14 protein-coding genes are annotated in these 18282 nt (G+C 55.2%); 12 read left to right on the top strand and 2 right to left on the bottom strand.

Annotated elements, in window-relative coordinates; translation table 11 throughout:
* The first annotated feature begins 135 nt into the window (after positions 1–135).
* From JIN84_RS09035 to JIN84_RS09005, 7 genes are all read left to right on the top strand, one after another.
* Positions 136–1038 (top strand): hypothetical protein, encoded by a 903-nt coding sequence (locus JIN84_RS09035; protein ID WP_200350717.1) that lies wholly within the window; start codon positions 136–138, stop codon positions 1036–1038.
* Between the two features lie 77 nt (positions 1039–1115).
* Positions 1116–1886 (top strand): hypothetical protein, encoded by a 771-nt coding sequence (locus JIN84_RS09030; protein WP_200350716.1) that lies wholly within the window; start codon positions 1116–1118, stop codon positions 1884–1886.
* 321 nt (positions 1887–2207) lie between these two features.
* On the top strand, positions 2208–3845 hold the full coding sequence (locus JIN84_RS09025) for a tetratricopeptide repeat protein (protein WP_200350715.1): 1638 nt from the start codon (positions 2208–2210) through the stop codon (positions 3843–3845).
* Positions 3846–3959: 114 nt separating this feature from the next.
* Positions 3960–4751: a P-loop NTPase family protein gene (locus JIN84_RS09020; protein WP_200350714.1), complete on the top strand. Its 792-nt coding sequence runs from the start codon at positions 3960–3962 to the stop codon at positions 4749–4751.
* 204 nt (positions 4752–4955) lie between these two features.
* Positions 4956–5855 (top strand): AAA family ATPase, encoded by a 900-nt coding sequence (locus JIN84_RS09015; RefSeq protein WP_200350713.1) that lies wholly within the window; start codon positions 4956–4958, stop codon positions 5853–5855.
* 83 nt (positions 5856–5938) lie between these two features.
* Positions 5939–6748 carry a hypothetical protein gene (locus JIN84_RS09010; RefSeq protein ID WP_234043388.1) on the top strand — a complete coding sequence of 270 codons (810 nt, stop codon included), beginning with the start codon at positions 5939–5941 and terminating at the stop codon, positions 6746–6748.
* Positions 6749–7417: 669 nt separating this feature from the next.
* On the top strand, positions 7418–7696 hold the full coding sequence (locus JIN84_RS09005; protein ID WP_200350711.1) for a hypothetical protein: 279 nt from the start codon (positions 7418–7420) through the stop codon (positions 7694–7696).
* 935 nt (positions 7697–8631) lie between these two features.
* Here JIN84_RS09005 and JIN84_RS09000 read toward each other — a convergent pair.
* Complete coding sequence (locus tag JIN84_RS09000) at positions 8632–10752, bottom strand: hypothetical protein (RefSeq protein ID WP_200350710.1); 2121 nt, start codon at positions 10750–10752, stop codon at positions 8632–8634.
* Between the two features lie 629 nt (positions 10753–11381).
* On the opposite strand from JIN84_RS09000, the gene JIN84_RS08995 reads away from it, so the two are divergent.
* A complete protein-coding gene (locus JIN84_RS08995) occupies positions 11382–12221 on the top strand; it encodes a hypothetical protein (protein ID WP_200350709.1) in 840 nt (279 codons plus the stop codon).
* On the opposite strand, the gene JIN84_RS08990 is transcribed toward JIN84_RS08995, so the two are convergent.
* Positions 12218–12598 carry a ribbon-helix-helix domain-containing protein gene (locus JIN84_RS08990; protein WP_200350708.1) on the bottom strand — a complete coding sequence of 127 codons (381 nt, stop codon included), beginning with the start codon at positions 12596–12598 and terminating at the stop codon, positions 12218–12220. The genes JIN84_RS08995 and JIN84_RS08990 overlap by 4 nt on opposite strands.
* 312 nt (positions 12599–12910) lie before the next feature.
* On the opposite strand from JIN84_RS08990, the gene JIN84_RS08985 reads away from it, so the two are divergent.
* From JIN84_RS08985 to JIN84_RS08970, 4 genes are all read left to right on the top strand, one after another.
* The gene (locus JIN84_RS08985) at positions 12911–13738 is read left to right on the top strand and encodes a hypothetical protein (protein ID WP_200350707.1); all 828 of its coding nucleotides are present in this window, start codon (positions 12911–12913) and stop codon (positions 13736–13738) included.
* Positions 13739–13742: 4 nt separating this feature from the next.
* On the top strand, positions 13743–14372 hold the full coding sequence (locus tag JIN84_RS08980) for a hypothetical protein (RefSeq protein WP_200350706.1): 630 nt from the start codon (positions 13743–13745) through the stop codon (positions 14370–14372).
* 159 nt (positions 14373–14531) lie between these two features.
* Complete coding sequence (locus JIN84_RS08975; protein ID WP_234043387.1) at positions 14532–17345, top strand: class I SAM-dependent DNA methyltransferase; 2814 nt, start codon at positions 14532–14534, stop codon at positions 17343–17345.
* A gap of 9 nt (positions 17346–17354) precedes the next feature.
* Positions 17355–18281, top strand: coding sequence for an AlbA family DNA-binding domain-containing protein (locus JIN84_RS08970; protein WP_200350704.1), 927 nt, complete (start codon positions 17355–17357; stop codon positions 18279–18281).
* Position 18282 lies beyond the last annotated feature (1 nt).

Genomic DNA, 18282 nt, shown 5'->3' with positions numbered 1-18282 from the left:
TATCACCCGCGAGGTTAGAGGCTCAGCAGAAAACCCAATGTGGTCAGTTGACACCGCGTGGGGAAATCACCTTAACTAAGAACCCCATCACGCCGGTTGCCCGGCCTGACAGGTCGTTCTCAACAACATCCCACAATGCACCGATTCCTTCTCACCTTTCTTCTTACCGCCACCTCCGCTCCGGCGGTTACGATCGTTGTCGATTACTCCTACGATAACGGCTATTTCGGTTTTGGAACCGCCGCCCGGACCGCAATCGAATCCGCCGCCCACACCCTGAGTGCGCGACTCGCTGACGGCCAGCTTGCGACCCTCGGCACCCGCACCGCCACAGGAAGCGCGACCTGGACCAACAGCGATGGGCTCGGGTTGACGACCATCGCAAGCCTCTCCGCGTCCTATACCATTAACAACCCCTCCACCGGTGATTTCACTCGCCTCGCAAAGGAGACGTGGATTGCCGATGAAATCAGAATCTACGTGGGTCTTCGGCAATTCGGCAGTGGAAGTTCCATCGCAAAAGGTCGTCCGGCGGATGTGGCCATCACCACCCTTGGCGTCGGATACGTGCCCTCTTGGAACGATGCGGTCAACGCCGCCGCCGGAAACGCAACCGCGCTTTTTCAGCGCGGTGACATCCGTAATTCCACCATCAATGGCAGTCTCACCTACAGTGGACCGACCGGCGGCTTCAACGCGACCGGTCCGTTCAGCATCGGCATCGGTCCCACCGCCGGGGCGGTGTGGTTCGATGGAACGGTCAAATGGGATACATCCCGGGGACTGTGGGGCATGGGTTTTGACGGGGTGACAGCCGGGGACGAATACAGCCTGGAATCTGTCGCGCTGCGCGAACTGATCCGCGCCATCGGAACCGACCCGGCAAGCCAAGTTGGTATCGGCCAGCAGGCGGGACTTACCGAGGCTGACATTCAGGCACTCCAAAACTCCGGCTGGATTACCACCCAGATCCCCGAGCCCTCGGTTGCGCTGCTCACCCTTGCCGGAATCCCGTTTGCCCTCCGCCGTCGCAGATAACCCGTCACTAGGAGCTGAATCCCTGGAAAATCCAAAAATCGGGAACGGCGCCGAATTTCTTCAAAAATCATAAATCCATGAGCGAAAAAGTTGACGATCAAGCAAAAGCCGAAGAACAGGACGGCGATTTTTTAAGTAAACTACGTCGGAGGGCTGCGGAGAATGGAAATTCCCCGACGATTGACCCTCAGAAACTGCTGCCGATGCCGGAGCCATTGCGGAACCGCCTGAATTCGATCCGGCAAAAAACTTGGACATATCGATGTGTGCAAATTGTTTTTCTGCTTGTGGCCCTACGCTGGTGCGGAAATCTATTTGAACTATTAGGGGCCGAAGGAAGGGTGTCCGCTTATCTAACGGGATTCGTCGCAGTCTTGTTCAAAGTCATTGTTGGGTTCACTGCTCTCAGTCTCATTCGCAGAGGTATCGTCGCAATCAATATTGGGAGGGTAAATCGCGCTTCAGATTTGGCGCACAGGGATGTAGCTGCCGGTAAGGTCCCCCGAAATCTGGATAGAATCGAGGAACTCGCCTACATGATCCTCCACATTACGGGGGCGATTTGCGGCACGTTGGTTGCCGTCGTCATTTACGCTGCGCAAGTCGATCACCTGCACATTCCCATCCTGATCGGCGTGTCAATCGTTGGTCTGCTAGCGGGGGTGGTGGTGACCCTATGGATGAGATTTTGTTCGTTCACCTATGAGGCTATGATCTATGCCCGGAAAAACGTTCGAAACCTCGCCGAACTGATGAAGCAGGGAACAACCCGTGACGTTCCCATTTGGAGAAAGTATCAGCAAATGCCGAAAGAATACATCATCGTGCCTACACGTAAGGACACGTAGCATTATGATCTGACCACAAAATCGTTTACCCCGCTTCCTCGCTGGAAGCGGGGTTTTCTTTTTATTGTGGGGAAGCGCTGGCACGGTCCGGTTTCCCGGACCGCGCCTTCAAGCCTCCATGGATCGTGACCTACTCACGTCATGACCAGCCCCACACAAACCACACCCTGCCCGAAACCACTCACCGTTCTCGGAATTCTGTCCCTCATTTTCCTCCTTTCGGTATGGCCGGGCCGGGGTTCACCGCCTTTCTCGGATGACTCCGCGGCAATCATTTATTCCCAAGACATGCTGGCGAAGGGGATTTCCCCCGTTGCTTCGATGGCTTACAAAGACAGCATCGCATATTACCGGCCCTTGAAAAATCTGACGTTCGGCTTGATTGCCAGCGCGTCTGATCCCGCGAAACCGGAAACGGTTCAGGCTGCTCTAACTGCCGCCCGCACCTTCGGATTCCTCTACAGCATCGTTGCTGCCTTCGGAATTTTTGCGTTGGTCCAACGCGTCTCCCGGGATGAATGGCTCGCGCTTACCTGCGCCGGCTTTTGGCTTCTATCTGCGGCCGGAACATCGAGTGCGGTATGGGTGTCCGCTCAGAATATCGCCATGGCGGTGGCGTTTGGATGCTTTGCCTTTGTCTACGCTGACAAATTCCTCATGGCCGAGACCACCGGACGGAAGATCCGCTACGGTGTCGGTGGAGTCCTGTTATTTGCTGCCGGACTGCTTTGCTATGATTCAATCGTGGCTCTTCCCGGGATGTTTGCTGCCTATTTGGCACTGCGGTGGCTACAGAAGGATCTTTCCTCCGAGGCTGCAAACAAGGGGGCCGCGATGCTGGGGTTGTGGGTTTCCGTCGTCGTCGGGTGGCTTTTCCTCCGGCACCATACCGGAGCTATTAGCGACGGTGCAGGGCATTCCGTCCTGTTCAGCCCCGACACCAGCCGGATGCAGGTTTTTTCCGCCTCAGCATGGTTTTTCTGGAGGCACAGCCTCATGTGGTTTTGGCCATTCGGAACTTTGGAAATCGGCGGCAGCTACATCCCGGGAAAATCCGTTTCAACCGCATCCCTCATCTGGGGATGGGTTTTCCTCGCAGCTTATCTGGTTTCCATCCCGGCACTTGCCTGGATCGGCATCCGGAAATCGTGTAAGCTTTCCGGTTTGATCGCACTCGGGCTTGCGATGGGTATCATCGGAGCATTTCCCTCGGGCAACTTCGTCCCGCTCTACGCTGGCCCCCTTGGCGATTACTACACCCTGGTCCCTTCCATAGGATGGAGTCTGGCACTGGCGGCCGGATCATTCCTCCTGGGAAGGAAGACCCTGGAACTCCTGGAACCCGATTCGAGAAAGGTTTTCCCAATCCTTGCAGCCGCCGGGTTGCTAATAATCGCCGTAAACCGGATCGCAGGCGTCTTTACGATGAGCCTCGTGTCCGCCCGCTCACAGCAACCGGTGGATATGGCACTGGCATCCATCGCAGTGCGCCCCCTCATGGTCATGAACCAGATCAACCTTGCGGATGGGCTGGTCGCTCAGGACAAACCGGGGCAAGCCCTGCCCATTTTTGAAGATGCCCTTCAAACCGCGCCATGGATCTCCCGCGTGGGTTACGCGCAAGCGCTGTCGCGCATGGAACGCTATGAAGAGGCCGTCACCCAATACGACATCGCTCTGGAGAAAGAAAAGGAAACCGAACGCCTGCTGACTGCCAATTACGGCAAAGCCGTTGCCCTGCGGAAACTCGGCAGGAGACAGGAAGCGGTGCAGGTAATCCAGCGGGTAATCCACAACACCACCTACCGCCACCACCTACAAATGGTGGCATTCGGAATCGTCGTCGCCCAAGAAGCCGATGACGACGAGACGGCCCGCCGGTGGCTTGCAAAGGCCCGGGATATTTATCCCGACAATCCTCTCATCGACCAGGCCGCGGCGGCGGCCAATCTTCGGTGACCAACCAACCCCATCTCCTCACGGAGGTGGGGTTTTTCTTTTCTCCTCCGGTTTGACCCGCGCTGCCCCGGCCCGGTTTCCCGTTCCAAGTCTTCTGCCGCCCCTGATTTCGTCATGACACCACCAACCACAAATATCCCCAACACTCCAGCCACCCTCAACGACTCCCTCTTCGTGGATGAGGACGTGATTTCCGGAATTCAAGCCGGCGAGTTTGGAATACTCGACGGTCCGGCCTACATCACCTCGCACCTCATGCTTCGAGCTGCGGTGGAAATTGCGATAGGGTGGACACCGCTGAAAGGCATGTTTGGGCTCGATTGTGTGGGCGGACAATCGGTAGTTTATTTGACTCTGAAGGATACTCCATCCTCGCGCACACGCCGATTAGTTGGTCTCCTTGGCCAATTAGATATTCAGGAGGGGTCAAATGAAGCGCAGCTGCTCAAGGATAATCTCATCATCTGTGACGCCAACGCCTTCATGGCGGGCGGACTTGAAGCGTTGCCCGTCGACCCCGAGAACCCACCTCGCCTGATCATCATCGACGATGTGGCTCACTTCGTCCCGAACCTCGATTTCAACGACCCTTCTGCAGTAGGTGACTTCCTGCGCACCGTGTGTGCCGAGGCCAGTCGGCATGGAGCTGCCCTACTTCTTGTCCGCTCGAATCCACCGGAGCGCGGGGGTTCGCTTATTGAGGATACTGCGCGTCGTATCTGGACGGTCACTCATCCTGAGCAGGCAGAAGCCCCGTATCTCCCGCCGAGTGAACTCGAACTGGTGGGAATTGTCAGCAGTATCAAGTCAAACGACCCGGCAGTCGAGGAACCACTGTGGTTCGGGATGAACAGTGTCGACCTGGCTATCGATCAACCGGAGAAAACAATCAAAGCCGGGGCCTGAAGGTCAACAATTCAATAGATCAGTCATCGCCCGAATGCCCGCCGTCCTTATCGGACGGCGGTTTTTTGTTTTTTCCTGCGGTTGGCACGCGCTGCCCCGGCCCGGTTTCCCGGCCCGCGCCCTTCTTTCGCCTCTGATCGTGTTCCCGAAACTACACAACACACCATGCCATCAATCCCTCCAGGAAAACTAACCGAAAGAGCCGTGAACCGTCTCGCCGCTCTCGTTGCCCAACCGGAACGTCCTTATATTTTGCCCGGCATATATCCGGGCAGACTCGGGGTGATCACCGCGGTTGGAGGAGCATCCAAATCGTTCATGACACTCGTTGCTTGTGTGCAGATCGCCGCAGGCCTGCCGGTGCTCGGGGGCCTCTGGGGGCCAGCGGTGCCAGGAGGGCGACCGGTGGTATTCATCTCACGGGAGGATGACATCATCGACCTTGAAGCTCGGTTGTATTCTATCTGCCAACATTTGCAGCTCACCGCTGGAGCCGCCTTCGAAGCCTACTGTCACAACCTGGTGGTCTGTAATGCCCGGTTTCTGGAGCCCACGATGGATTACGGGATTATCCTCCCCGAAGACGCCAATGGTAAGGCAATTCCTCCCGTCCTCGTGGTTTTTGACACGCTATCCAGATTTCTGCCTCCGGGTACCAATGAAAATGACGCGATTCAGATGACGGAATTTTTCGTGGGCATCGAAGACAAGCTGAGTGATTGGGGAGCTGGCGGGCTACTCATCCACCATACAAACAAAGCGGGCATGCAAGCCGCCCGGGATGACCTTGACGCCGCCGGGACGGAACGCGGATCGGTGGCTATTTCCTTCGCCGCCCGCACTGCGTGGTCGGTCAGAAAGCCGTCGCAACAAAAAGCGGCCAAACATGGAATCTCTGAGGAGCAGCGCAGCCATTACGTCATCCTCGAGCAGACCAAAATCAATCATGGAATGATGCACGACCCGCAGTGGTTTCGGAAGAACAGCACGGGTGTACCGGTCCCAATCACTACACCTGCCCAATCGGCAACAAGACCCGCTGCCAACCGGCCCCGGATCGGAGGTGTCTTGGATGATCCCTCCACCGACACGGCCCGGTCATGACCGCGGATACCAAAGAACTATATCGGTTCGCGATACACCACGGTCACCTCGCGGCCGTCTCGTTGTTCAGGCCGCTACCTAAAATGCCCGCCAACAGGCGGGCACGTCGTGAAATCATCCACAACAGCCCACCTGGTTCGACAAACCCCTACCGGCTCGAGATCATCTGTCCCTGGGAGCTCGACGCCGATGACGAATCCGTCCTCATGGCGCTCCTTGCCATCATGGCTCCCGCTGATCGCCGCAAAACCGTACGAGGAGGATCCAAGATCCGCAGCATCCTCAAAGAAGAGGGCGTCCGAATGGATGATGACATCCTCGCCGCCGTGGCGACACGTCACGAGATCTTGACCCTTCTCGGATGGGGCACCAACGGGCGAAGCTATGATCGCCTCAACGAATGCTTCAGGCGTCTTGAAAACACCAACATTCATTATCTCAATCCGGAGGGGAGTCAGTTCTCAAGGCTCATTGCCATCCACCGAAAACTCCTCGGTCCCGGCGAGCGGGACAGCAACATCACGATCCTCCTCAACCGCCTGTCCGCCGCCGTGATCGCCGGCAACACCAACGCCGGTATGGCCGTCCAGTGGATAGCGGAGAGGCGATCGCTGAATAGTCAAATCTCGCAAATCCTCTACTCAAGATTCGTACTACTTCTCCGCGAGGGCCAGGAGCGGACCATCCGGGTTACAGTTCTTGCCCAGAGTGTCTTCGCCCTTTCCGACGATCAGACAGCCACCCCCGATCAATGGAGAGCGCTTACCGCCTCCCTGAAATCCTTTGCTCCTGCCGGATGGAAGGTCTCACTGGTTGGCAGGGGCGACTCCGCCAAGGCAACCGTTTTTCGTCCCAAATCCCCCAAATCACTCCTTCCACCGTCCGTTAGATAGTTCGGCTTATCGCCCCGAATAGTTCGGTCTATCGGCCCGAAAGATTCGGCCTATCGCCCCGAAAGGTTCGGCGTATCGGCACAAATTTAACGAATTTTTCATGATTCACAACCAACACACAGTTATATACTTGTGTAACAAATGGGGCCCCTTTTCCTCTTCGCTCCAATATTGTCAACAATTCCAATATTGCCAAGGCGGGCCGACAGGCCCAGCCGCTTGAGGCGGCAGGTCCATCGCCCGCCCCAAAAACGGGACCGAGGCTAGCGCCTCTGCCCGGTCAGGCTACCGCCCTCCGGGACCAAGAGCAAGACAACAACAAGGGCACAGAGCCGCCAAGGCCACCCCCCTGCGGGGAGAAGATCACCCCTGAACGCATCCGCGCCACGGCGAGCTGAGCCATCATCCCCGTGCGGACGCCGGTGCTGCCGAACCGTCCTGGCAGGTGGCGCGGGGACGAACACCCTGACACGTCCGAACCGTCCCGACAGGTAGCGTGGAGAGGTCATCCCGGACACTCCGAACCGTCCCCACAGAGTGGCGCGGGGGCGTCATCACGGAAACGTCCGAACCATCCCGGCAGGTTGGGCGTGGGGGACGCCCTGCTTGGCGTTGGACCAACGCTGCCGTTTCCGGCGGCGTTGCCACCCCAGTCCGAAGGCAACAGGGATGGAATACCACACAACGACCGAAAACAACCTAGTCAGCGTCAATCCAGTCATCCGCGACGACCAGGCACTGATTTGCATCGGCACCCCATCCGACACCGTTACCCCCTACGACGTTTACGCCCGGATGATCGCCAAGGACGCCCGGATTGCATTCTCCCGTGCCGGAGTCCCGGCTGCGGTCGTCACATGCCACCGCAGGATCGCCAGCGTCGGGTATGGTACTGGCCCGGGAGGAGCAAGGAGATTTGGCGACGACATGCTGCCCGACGACGTTTAGGCCATCGTCAATACGGTGGATGTCGATAGGGCGCGACAAGCGTGGGAAGATTATCAAGGACGCAAATACCTCCGAAAAGCTTACTCAGTTTTTGGTAGCCGCTGGTACGACCCGGACGCACCGATCGGCGGTACGCCATCATGGCACAGCAATTCTGGGGCATGGGTCAACGGCGGTGCATGGATCGAAGTTGTCCACAATGCCATAGCTATTGCCGAGTCCCTGGGTAGGGACACGCAAAAACTCAATGATCTCCTAAAACGAAAAATTCCACCGCAATAAATGCGGTGGAATTTTCAACCCCCAAGACAGGGGGAACTTTCGGCATATGGAGCTATTTTTTGTTTAACTACGGGCCATCCCCCATGACAGGGGGAAAAGACTAGTCGAACTCACTTACGCCAGTTCTGGAGTCATCCCCCGTTTCCGGAGGACGAGAAAGACTTAACGCATCCTGACATCCAATGCAACCGAATATTTATAAAAATTCTTTGCGCCTATTTAAAACCCAAATATTTCACCCCGCTAAAGTCCGAGATATTGAAAAGGAAATACACTCGAAAACCCGTTTCGATTTTTGGCAGCTTCTGGTTCGACCGGACCGCTGACCGAGGAGGCGCACCCTCGTGGCCCAGAAACGGAGGCGCGTGGATCAGTACCATTCGAAACACGATCGCCATTGCCGAGGCACTCGGCCGGGACATTTCCACGATCGACGCTTACCCATGCACGCCGCGTGGTCCCGAACGCGTAGCCCAACTGGGATACCCTGGGGAGATCCAACCTGAAACATCTGCGGAACTTGCCACATTGGAATCATGGATCCTGAAATCCTGGAACAACCTTCGGAGCACAAACCGGCAACCAAATCGGGGAACAACCACCCGGAACACCAACCCGCCTCCCCATCGAAGGCGGGTTTTTGTTTCCCACAATTACTGGCCCTCATGAGACGAAGGATCATTCCCGTCTGGAGAATCATCCTTGGCCTTTTTTGCCAAGCCGGCCTTCTTCGCCGGAGTCTTCGGCGCGTCCAGATGCAATAGCTCTCTGAGAAACTTGCCGGCGCGGTCCCCCAGAGCCTCGTTGGCGAGCGCAATCGCTTTGTTTGGGAACCATTTCAGTAACTGGGCGAGTAGTTGAGATCTTGAGCGTTTGATCGATTCTCTCGTCTCTTCTGTCGCTAGCAGCTCCACTACTCCTTCACCCTTCTGCGGGGAATCCATTCCCAGCGTGGGAAACGATCGAACAAATGTCCGGTCGGTGATGAGCACCCGTTCGGGGTGAAGGCCTCCCTCAGGCAGGCGAAATAGTCCCTCAGCGTTCGGTTCCGGGCCGAAGCCCATTTTTTCAGCTACCGCTTCCAAACTCGGAGGCTCAAGTGCCTCCAGCATCTGATTCTCCACAGCGGCCTGGGCCGCGTCCTCGATCCCGATCTTTATTTCCTCGATGATACCCTCAGGGGTATTCGCCACCGGAGCGGACTCCGGAAACAGCTTACCAAATGCAGCGCGGACTCCCCGCAACTCAGCGTCGTTCTCGCTTTGCAAAACGGAATTCTCGCGACCCTCCACCTCGATAACGCGTTGGTCCAACGCTAGATTTTGTCTCTGTAATTCCGCCGCCAGATTCGCCATCCGGATTTCCAGATCAGCAGCCTCATCCAATATTCGGGTCAACTGCGTCTCAGAATCCACTAACTGCTTCTCCGTCGCATCCCGGTGAAGTTCGAGGTGGAAAGCTTCTACCTGCGTCGTGCCGTGGATCGCATATTTTCTTGCCTCCTCCAGTGCGGCGGCCGGAAGCCGCGCCCGAATTTCTTCCGGGACCTCAGCCGCCACCGATTCCCGCCACCGTCGTTCCAGCCAATAATCGAGTCTTTCAGCCTGAATCTCCTCATCGGTCCGGAAGAGGAACTTATCCCTGAAATCGCCCTTTTTGTCACCCCGTTGCGCGATTTTTTCAGCCAGCTCTGTTTCCTCCGGAAAAGCTTGGGCCGCTCGAAGCATATTCAGCTTGAATTTGAAGGAGTAACCCAAAAGGGAATTCGTCTTGAGATTCCGGTTCCCTTTCTGCTTTTCAAATCGAGTCCTTTTCGGAGGAGGCGGAATCACGCCCTGCTCGATCAGCAGCTTTTTTCGTTTTCCCACTGCCGCCGGGAAGTCGCGTTTGCCCTCAGCAAACAAGGACTGCCTTGCGCAATCGACCGCTTTCTTTTCCCACTCATTCTTCAGAGGACCATACGCCTTCTTGGGCATCTCAACCTCCAGCACCATCGTGTACTGGACATGAACGTGAAGGTCGTTGTTCCTCATCCGGTGAACCGCCATAGACGCGACTTCGCATCCAATTTCATGCTCAAAATCCTTTTTGAGCGAATCCATCGCCCGGTCGAGTCCGTTCCCGGACAAGCTGCCAAAGAGGATTTCGGCCTCGTGGGGCATCAACCGTGCCGTGATTGTTTTGAGAGGCGATGTGGCATACCTGATCTTCTCCTTCCGCCTACCGACGTCCTCGCCTTTACGCTCTCCGATTGCCTCGCCAGCGGTCACAATCAGACGATTCAATTCGCTATAGGTGGCTCGCTCTTTAATCAGCTTTTTGTTGTGGTTGACCCATTCCCGGCCTCCCTCAACCGGAATGGATTTTGCCAACCAGGCGTCGTCCTCTCCAGAACCTGCTTTGGCGCGGTAAATTCTGAGACCTGCGATGACCGAACCTTCTTCCAGCAGCAGCCCACACGCCGCCTCTTTCCGCTCCACATCTTTCAGAGTATCGCCATCAATCTCTGGAACCGTCGGGAAATAATCCCTGGAATGCCCATCTTTGTCGCCAACGGCATCCGGCAGGGCGGCATTTGGAGGGAGCCCCAGTTCTTTCCGCAGTCTGGAAACGTGATGCCTCTGAGTGGATGCTGCGTCCTTCATCAGGCGCAGCACTATTCCCATGTGTTCAAGCATGTCTTCGGACGTAACCGTCTTCGATGTTGGGCTTAATGTTTTACCATTGGGATTTCCCCGCACCTTGCTTCCTTTATCAGGGCCTTTTCGTTTCATGCGAGCCTTATAAACCAAGCCAACAGAATTGGCCAGTATAGAGTAATGAATGACAAGAAAGGGGCTCGCTATTCCTAGTCAAAACTGCGTTTTTCCTGAATAGTTCGTTTCGCTACCGCGTCACCGAGCCCCTTTTTGCTCTCCGAGGGCAGGGGCGCACCCCTTGAACCCGGGGCTGACGCCCTCCCTTCCTGACGGAAGGCTCCCCCGTGGCGTCCTTTGTGGACACCAACCCGGGTATCGTCCGGACACCCGGACGATACCATAACCCATTGAATAATCAATGAAAAATAACGGACGGTGCCGGATTTTTTACCGCCATCACTACCGTTTCTGCCGATTATCCCAAACCAGCCTCTCGGGGGCGACCCGGCTGATGAGGGCGGCATGCGCCGATCGATAAAATCCTAGGATAATCCCCGAAGAATCCTGAAAATCTCAGTAAATCTCGAAGTAATACCTTGGCATCAAGATAACATCGCTTGAAATCGTGGTAAATCCATGATAAATCGTATTTAAATCGCGAAGAAATCTAGTTAATTCTTGATCAAATCACCTCAAATCCGGCGTGCTCCCGATCTAATCGCAGGCAAATCCCTGCCAACCCTTCCAAATCTTGGCCTAATCCCATGAAATCCCCAGCTATTCCAGACCCTACGACATTCGACACCCGGGCCGCATTTCAGGGATTCGTGAATCGAGATGCCACCCGGCAGGATCCTCGTGAGACTCTCTGGGAAGAGAAAATTCGGCCTCTCTGTGTTTACACGATTCTGCGGTTCCGGAAAACCGTTGAACTTCGGGACTACCTCGACGAACTAAAAATCTTCGATGCTCTACTGGCGGAAGGTGGTGCCACCTCCGGTTCCCGGTTCAAACCCGACCAAGGAAAAGGCCCGCTCGCGGACCCCAAATTGAAAAAAACCCAGGCGCTGCTGTCCAAAACCCGGAAGTGGTTGCATCTTCCACCTCTGGGCAGGGGCAGCGCGAAAGGCCCCGACTACGAACTCGCCATGCAACGGTGGCGCGATGAAAACGGAGACCCAACCGACGAGATGATTCTGAATGGCTGGCGGCCTCGTCCGGTTTCTTATAGCGGGTTAAGATTCCAACCCGAAAAAGAACTTGCCCCTGGGTCGGAGGCTACGGGCGGCCGGTCTGCCTTCGCTTCCCCCAGCGTAAGCGCAATGCTTTCAACGGATGATCGAGGTGGGAATGCCCGCGCCGAATACCCAAGACCTGCATCTACCGGGCAGGATCCCGTTGAGTCAAAGGCTCCGACCGCTAAGAAGTCTGGCGAATCTGCATCCGATTCGTCAACTGACGTGGCCCCTCGACGCCAAGGAACATCTGAACGCACGCCGGATGAGGTTCTGGCCAGCATCCCTCGAAACGAGGACGGCTCTATCAAAACGGATTTCACGACCAAGGCCCCGGTGAATTTGGATCGATTCCGTGTGAAGCATTAATTTGCCGATTTGGTTTGAGCAAAAATCTTTTCCTTCAGGTCGAACCATAATTTCACTTCCTCCACCAGCGGCTGGCGATTGTCAGCGGAAGGCTTAAAGTCCGGGCTTGGAATTCCGACAGGATTGTTGATAGAGGCGTTAAGCATCAGCAATCTGGTCTCAGCAACGGAAAGTGCGGCCTCTTCGGCGAATTCCAAAAGGCCACGAAGCACCGCGGAACGCGACACCCCACCTGGGACGTAGGTTGAAAGTGCACGGGACAGGCGATCCAGACGGTCATAGGCGTCTTTCCCGAGAGATAGGGTCACCCTCATTGACGTTTCGGGACGTTCATTGCGGGAATTCGCCGGCTTATCGTGAGGCTGTGGCTCTTTCATGCGGCAATTCTTTCATTAATTGAAGAAGCCAAGTCAATCTTGCTTGACGCCATGTCCTGTGTTACGTAACCAAAAAGCAGCGAAAGTAGCTATGTCGAAACAACCCGAACAAACCAATCAAGCCAACCCGACCCGCCTCGAATGGGGCGGTCTGAGGGCATTCGACGCCCGGTTGCGGGATTGGGCGGAGGCACGAATTCCCTATTATGCCATGGCCCGACGGCTGTCCCAGGATCTCGGGATCAGAGTCACAGGCCAAGGTGTGAGGAATTATTGCCTGCGCGAGGGATTCAACAACAAACGCCAAATACTATGAAACTGAAACCAATCGTATTTATTGCGATGAACACGAAGGGAGGAGCGTATAAATCCGCCATCCTCGCATTCTTTTACTACATCTGCAGCCTGCTCGGGGTTAAACCGCTGGTCATCGCCCTGGATGTGAATCCCGGGCTTCTGAACCAAATCCTGATTCCGCACCCAACAGAGAAGGGCAAGTATCTGGAAAACCCGGAGGTCTTCTCGTGGGATATCAACTCCATCGAGGAGGCTCGTGCGGTTTTACCCCTCATTGTCCAGAAAGCGATTGATGAAGGTCGCCCAATCATCATTGATCTGCCCGCCAAGGGTGGGAAAACGAAGGGGATTTATAATCTGCTTCGTTCGGGTGCCCTTCGTTATTGCACCGTCATCGGGATTGCTCCGGTCCGTAAAAACAACCTCGTCCTTGGGGGCGCCATCGAAGCCTACGAGGATATTAAACCAGACCGTTGGATCCAGGTTAACTTCGGGGCGGAGCCCACTGAACAGACCGAGCCGATTGACCTCTACAAAGCACTTTCCGACCTGAAGCCGAATCACGTATTCCAGATGGAGATGCTGGAAGAAGACGAGGCCCGCGAAATCGGCCAGCAATTGCCGGTCCCGTTCGCTGAGATTTCGGAATATGCGGCCGCTGGCGGCCCTGCTTTGTCCGGCTTACACGTGATTGGAGACTACTGGAATGACTCATACCCGAAGGTGGAGGAAGCTGTCCGAAAAGTAGCCCCTGAACTGCTCGCGCCCCCATACCAGCAGGTCCTGCCACCTGACGACCCTTCGGAGAAAGCCAAATCCAAGAAAACCGATCAAACCGTCTGATCCGATGCAAAAGCTGGCTCCCATTCCTTCCGTCGCCGAACTCAGAGGGTTATCCCCTCGCGAGATAAGCACCCGTGTCCTTGCGGCTACACCCGAGGAATATAAGGAGGTTGTGGGAGCCCAGCTGGATGCATCAAGCCTCCACTCCCACCAGTTAGGATTGCCGCGGCTGCTGGGCGAACTGCGGGTATACCGCCAAACATCGGAGATCCATTCCTTTCTCAACAGGGACAAAGTGTCACCTGCACAATTTGGGAAACAAGGGATCAGGGGCAAGCGCGAGTCTTCCCCCCGGTGGCAGTGGGCCGCGACGACAGCGATCATTGTCGCGACTGTTTTCGGTGCGGCGGGGTATCAAAATTCACTCGCTGACCGGGCACAGCAAGACCAGACCGCCAGTATCACCGCGAAGATCGTCCGTCAAAGCGACAGGATAGCCGACATCGTTCATCAGGAGGCGATCGCCGACCGGAAATCAAATTCGTGGAGAGTGCCCACCAAGGTTCACCTGCAAATGCTTCCGGCAGGCACGTACCAGATGATGGAAACAAACCCCACCGGCGAGCGCCGGTGGGTGACTGTCGAGCTGGTAGTGGAACGTCCCCAATGGTTACCGCTTCCCGGCAGCAAGTAAGCCTGAATAACCAGACGAAAAGCAGGCACCGTCCGGCAGTTCTTTGGCCCAAGGAATGTGCCCACCTTCCAGTGATCGTATCTCAGTGATCCTTCCCTAATGGGAAAATGACTTCGATAACCTGTCTCTTGCAGAAATCCCCTTACTCCTTCATAACCCATGGCAATGCTCACACTCTCACTCGCCGAAATCCGAAACCGCGCCCAGAAATTCGCGAACGAGTGGCAGGGGGAAACCCGAGAACACGCCGAGGCAAAATCCTTTTGGGACGGTTTTTTTCAGGTTTTCGGTCGCACGCGCCGGGAAGTCGCCTCATTTGAGGACCCGGTGAAGAAGCTCGAGGGACAGGGCAAACACTTTATCGACCTACTTTGGAAGGGCGTGCTGATGGCGGAGCACAAATCGGCCGGCAAAGATCTCGGCAAGGCGGAAAGCCAGGCCATGGGATACATACAGGAGCTGATCAATTCCGGGAGGCGCGTTGAAGTCCCGCGCTACCTGATCCTTTCAGATTTCGCCCGCATCGCACTTCACGACCTCGACGAAGGAAAGCAGTGGGAGATCAAGCTCGAAGACCTTCCGAAAAATGTTGAAGCATTTGGATTTCTCGCCGGCATGCGCCAGGTCGAAATCAAACCTCAAGACCCGGTGAACATCGAGGCGGCCGAGAAAATGGCTGAACTCCACGACGCGCTGCTAGAGGGTGGATATCCTTCGGAACAACTCGATCAGTTCCTCACCCGCATACTTTTCTGCCTATTTGCCGAGGACACTCAGATTTTCGAAGCCAACCAATTCGCTAGCTTCCTCCTCAATGAAACTCGCGACGATGGCAGCGACCTTGGGGCACAATTGGCTCAGCTATTTTCGGTCCTGAACACCCACGAAGACAAACGTCAGAAAACCTTGGGTGAGCATTTTCACGCCTTTCCTTACGTAAACGGAAGACTCTTTGCCGACCACCTTCCCTTCGCTGGGACCGACAGCAAGATGCGGGAAACACTGCTCGCAACGACCGACTTGAACTGGTCTCGAATCAGTCCAGCCATTTTCGGCTCGATGTTCCAAGGGGTAATGGAGCCTAAGGAACGTCGTCAAGTCGGGGCCCACTACACCGGCGAACCCGACATATTGAAGGTGATCAACCCGCTGTTCATGGACAACCTGCGGGCGGAGCTAGCAGTCATTCTACCGCTGAAGGACAAAAAGGAACGGCTGCGTCGTGTCCGCGCCTTCCACGACAAAATCGCTACGTTGAACTTTCTCGACCCCGCCTGCGGATGCGGAAACTTCCTCATCATCGCTTACCGCGAGCTTCGCGCTCTCGAAACCGAGGTCATCAAACACGAACTCCAACTTACCGGCCAGGCAAACCAGACAATAACCGACATCGAGTTGCTCACCCGGGTCCGCGTCTCTCAATTCCACGGAATTGAGATTGGCCACTTTCCCGCTGAAATTGCTCGCGTGGCCATGTGGCTGATGGACCATCAGGCGAATATGCACTTGTCGAAGGAGCTGGGACGCTACTTCCTCCGGCTCCCTCTGACCGACGCTGCTAACATCGTGGCCGGAAATGCGCTGCAAATTCCTTGGGAGTCCGTAGTTGCAAAGGACAAGTGCTCCTTCATTCTGGGCAATCCACCGTTTGTGGGCAAGCACCTGATGACGCCAGAGCAAGGACAAGACGTTGAAAGAGCTTGGGGAGGATTAAAAGGGTCTGGAGTATTAGATTTCGTAACAGCCTGGTACCGTCTTGCTGCCCAATACATCCAAGGGACGAAAATCAGCGTGGCTTTCGTATCGACAAATTCAATTACGCAAGGCGAACAGCCCGGAATCTACTGGAGCGAGCTTTTCAATCGCTTCAAAATTAAAATCCATTTTGGTTACCGGACATTCAAATGGCTCAGCGAGGCCCGAGGCAGAGCGAACGTGCACGTAGTGATTATCGGCTTTGGAGCATACGATCGCCCTGATAAAAAGATCTTTGATGCCGGCGGAGCAGTGACTGTGCAAAATGCCTCCAATATCAGTCCTTATTTAATTGAGGGCGCAGATCTGGCAGTAAGATCCAGGAACAAGCCCCTTCAGGATGTACCTCGCTGCGTTTATGGCAACAAGCCCACAGATGGGGGCGGCTTGATCATTGAAGAAGAAGATCGTGGTGACTTCCTCAATCAAAATCCGGGTGCCGACAAATATATCCGACCGCTTCTTTGCGCAGAAGAATATTTATATAACAAAGCTCGCTGGTGCCTCTGGCTCTTGAATGCCACACCCGCCGATCTTAGGACAATTGGGGGTATCAAGGATCGCCTCCAGCGAGTAAAAGAATTTCGTCTGTCCAGCCCAAAATTGCCCACACAGCGGATGGCCAACCAACCTTCACTGTTTGCAGAAATTAGGCAACCAACCACCGAATTTATGGTGGTGCCTCAGCACACCTCAGAGAACCGGCACTACGTGCCCTTTGGTTACTTCGGCCCCGAGAACGTTATCCATAATAGTTGCTCTGCAATTCCCGGTGCTACGCCTTACCACTTTGGGATTTTGGCGTCGGGCCTTCACATGGCATGGATGAAACAAATCTGCGGGCGACTCGAAAGTAGATACCGGTATTCAACGCAGTTGGTTTACAACAATTTTCCGTGGCCGACACCTACCGCGCCCCAAAAATCCGCTGTGGAGAGAGCGGGGCAGGCAGTTTTGGAAGCCAGGGCGCAGTTTCCTGATTCCAATCTAGCAGATTTGTATGATCCGGTTAGCATGCCCCCTTTGCTCGCAAAGGCACACGAAACGTTAGATCGCGCCGTAGACAAATGCTACCGCGCCACCGGATTTCAGAGTGATCGTGAACGCGTTGAATACCTCTTCAAGCTGTACGAGGGCCTTATCGCCAACGAAGACGAACTCCTTGCGGCATCGAAAACGAAGAGACCGAAAAAAGCCCAGAAAGAGTCCCCGAACTGACCACGACCGATGATTTCTCAACTAAAACCCCTTCACGAGTGGGACCTTGGTTACGTTGAAAACCTGCCGCCCGTTGAGTCCGAATGGCTAGATTTCAAAGCAGCCAGGTGGCTGACGGATGAAGGGAAGGTTCTGCAGAACCTTTCTTGCTACGTCTCAGCCTTTGCCAACTACAGCGGTGGTTACCTTGTGATTGGTTGCCATGATCCAAGCCCCGGCCAGCCGATCAAATTTGATGAGGGGGCTGATTTCTCCATAAAAGGAGGGCTGCAAGGGTGGCTTGAAGACGTGATACACTCACTGGTGAGTCCTCCTGTTTCGCGGATCGGCGTTCGGCTTCTTCCATTTCCTCAAGATCCTGGTCGAGGTGTCGTGGTCATTCGGATCGACCCGAGCGGGGATGCTCCTCACCAAGCCCGCGACCTTATATTCTATCAGAGGGTAGGCTCAAAATTGAAGGGGTTATCCACTCAGCATATCCTTGATATTCGAAGCCGAATTCGTCATCCGGAGATCCTGGTGAGCTTAGAATTGCATCTTTGGCGTTACGAAACTCGGAAGGAACCTAAAAGCAACCTCTTATGGAAAGTTGAAAATGTAAGCGACTCCCTGTGCAGACATTTCGGGCTGAACATTATGGCACCGACGCAATATCGTGGACGGGCCACAGGCTACGCGGACCCAAATTACATGGAGGACGACCCTACAGAACCGAATTTGAAATATTTTCGAGTATCAGCCGGAAACAACATGAGGTCCCCACTGTTCCCAAGAGCCAGATGGAAAGGAAATATCCCGGTGAGCTTCGGCGGAACTTGGGATGATAAGCATGAAACCCTCGACTCATTCCTCGTCACGGCTTATGCGGACTCAGCACCGCCAAAAATGTTCGCTTTTAAAATTGGTGAGATCGTTGAGTTTCACGATGGCCTCTGAG

The sequence above is a fragment of the Luteolibacter yonseiensis genome (assembly GCF_016595465.1).
GTDB classification, from domain to species: Bacteria; Verrucomicrobiota; Verrucomicrobiia; order Verrucomicrobiales; family Akkermansiaceae; genus Luteolibacter; species Luteolibacter yonseiensis.
The sequence above is the reverse complement of the archived record's forward strand: the minus strand, read 5'-3'. Positions and strand labels throughout refer to the sequence as shown.

What these genes read in the sequence shown, in the direction of transcription:
- JIN84_RS09000 (WP_200350710.1), bottom strand. Translation starts at nt 10,752, where the DNA reads ATGAAACGAAAAGGCCCTGATAAAGGAAGCAAGGTGCGGGGAAATCCC.
- JIN84_RS08970 (WP_200350704.1), top strand. Translation starts at nt 17,355, where the DNA reads ATGATTTCTCAACTAAAACCCCTTCACGAGTGGGACCTTGGTTACGTT.
- JIN84_RS08995 (WP_200350709.1), top strand. Translation starts at nt 11,382, where the DNA reads ATGAAATCCCCAGCTATTCCAGACCCTACGACATTCGACACCCGGGCC.
- JIN84_RS09005 (WP_200350711.1), top strand. Translation starts at nt 7,418, where the DNA reads ATGGAATACCACACAACGACCGAAAACAACCTAGTCAGCGTCAATCCA.
- JIN84_RS08975 (WP_234043387.1), top strand. Translation starts at nt 14,532, where the DNA reads ATGGCAATGCTCACACTCTCACTCGCCGAAATCCGAAACCGCGCCCAG.
- JIN84_RS09010 (WP_234043388.1), top strand. Translation starts at nt 5,939, where the DNA reads ATGCCCGCCAACAGGCGGGCACGTCGTGAAATCATCCACAACAGCCCA.
- JIN84_RS09035 (WP_200350717.1), top strand. Translation starts at nt 136, where the DNA reads ATGCACCGATTCCTTCTCACCTTTCTTCTTACCGCCACCTCCGCTCCG.
- JIN84_RS09020 (WP_200350714.1), top strand. Translation starts at nt 3,960, where the DNA reads ATGACACCACCAACCACAAATATCCCCAACACTCCAGCCACCCTCAAC.
- JIN84_RS08985 (WP_200350707.1), top strand. Translation starts at nt 12,911, where the DNA reads ATGAAACTGAAACCAATCGTATTTATTGCGATGAACACGAAGGGAGGA.
- JIN84_RS09030 (WP_200350716.1), top strand. Translation starts at nt 1,116, where the DNA reads ATGAGCGAAAAAGTTGACGATCAAGCAAAAGCCGAAGAACAGGACGGC.
- JIN84_RS08990 (WP_200350708.1), bottom strand. Translation starts at nt 12,598, where the DNA reads ATGAAAGAGCCACAGCCTCACGATAAGCCGGCGAATTCCCGCAATGAA.
- JIN84_RS09025 (WP_200350715.1), top strand. Translation starts at nt 2,208, where the DNA reads ATGGCTTACAAAGACAGCATCGCATATTACCGGCCCTTGAAAAATCTG.
- JIN84_RS08980 (WP_200350706.1), top strand. Translation starts at nt 13,743, where the DNA reads ATGCAAAAGCTGGCTCCCATTCCTTCCGTCGCCGAACTCAGAGGGTTA.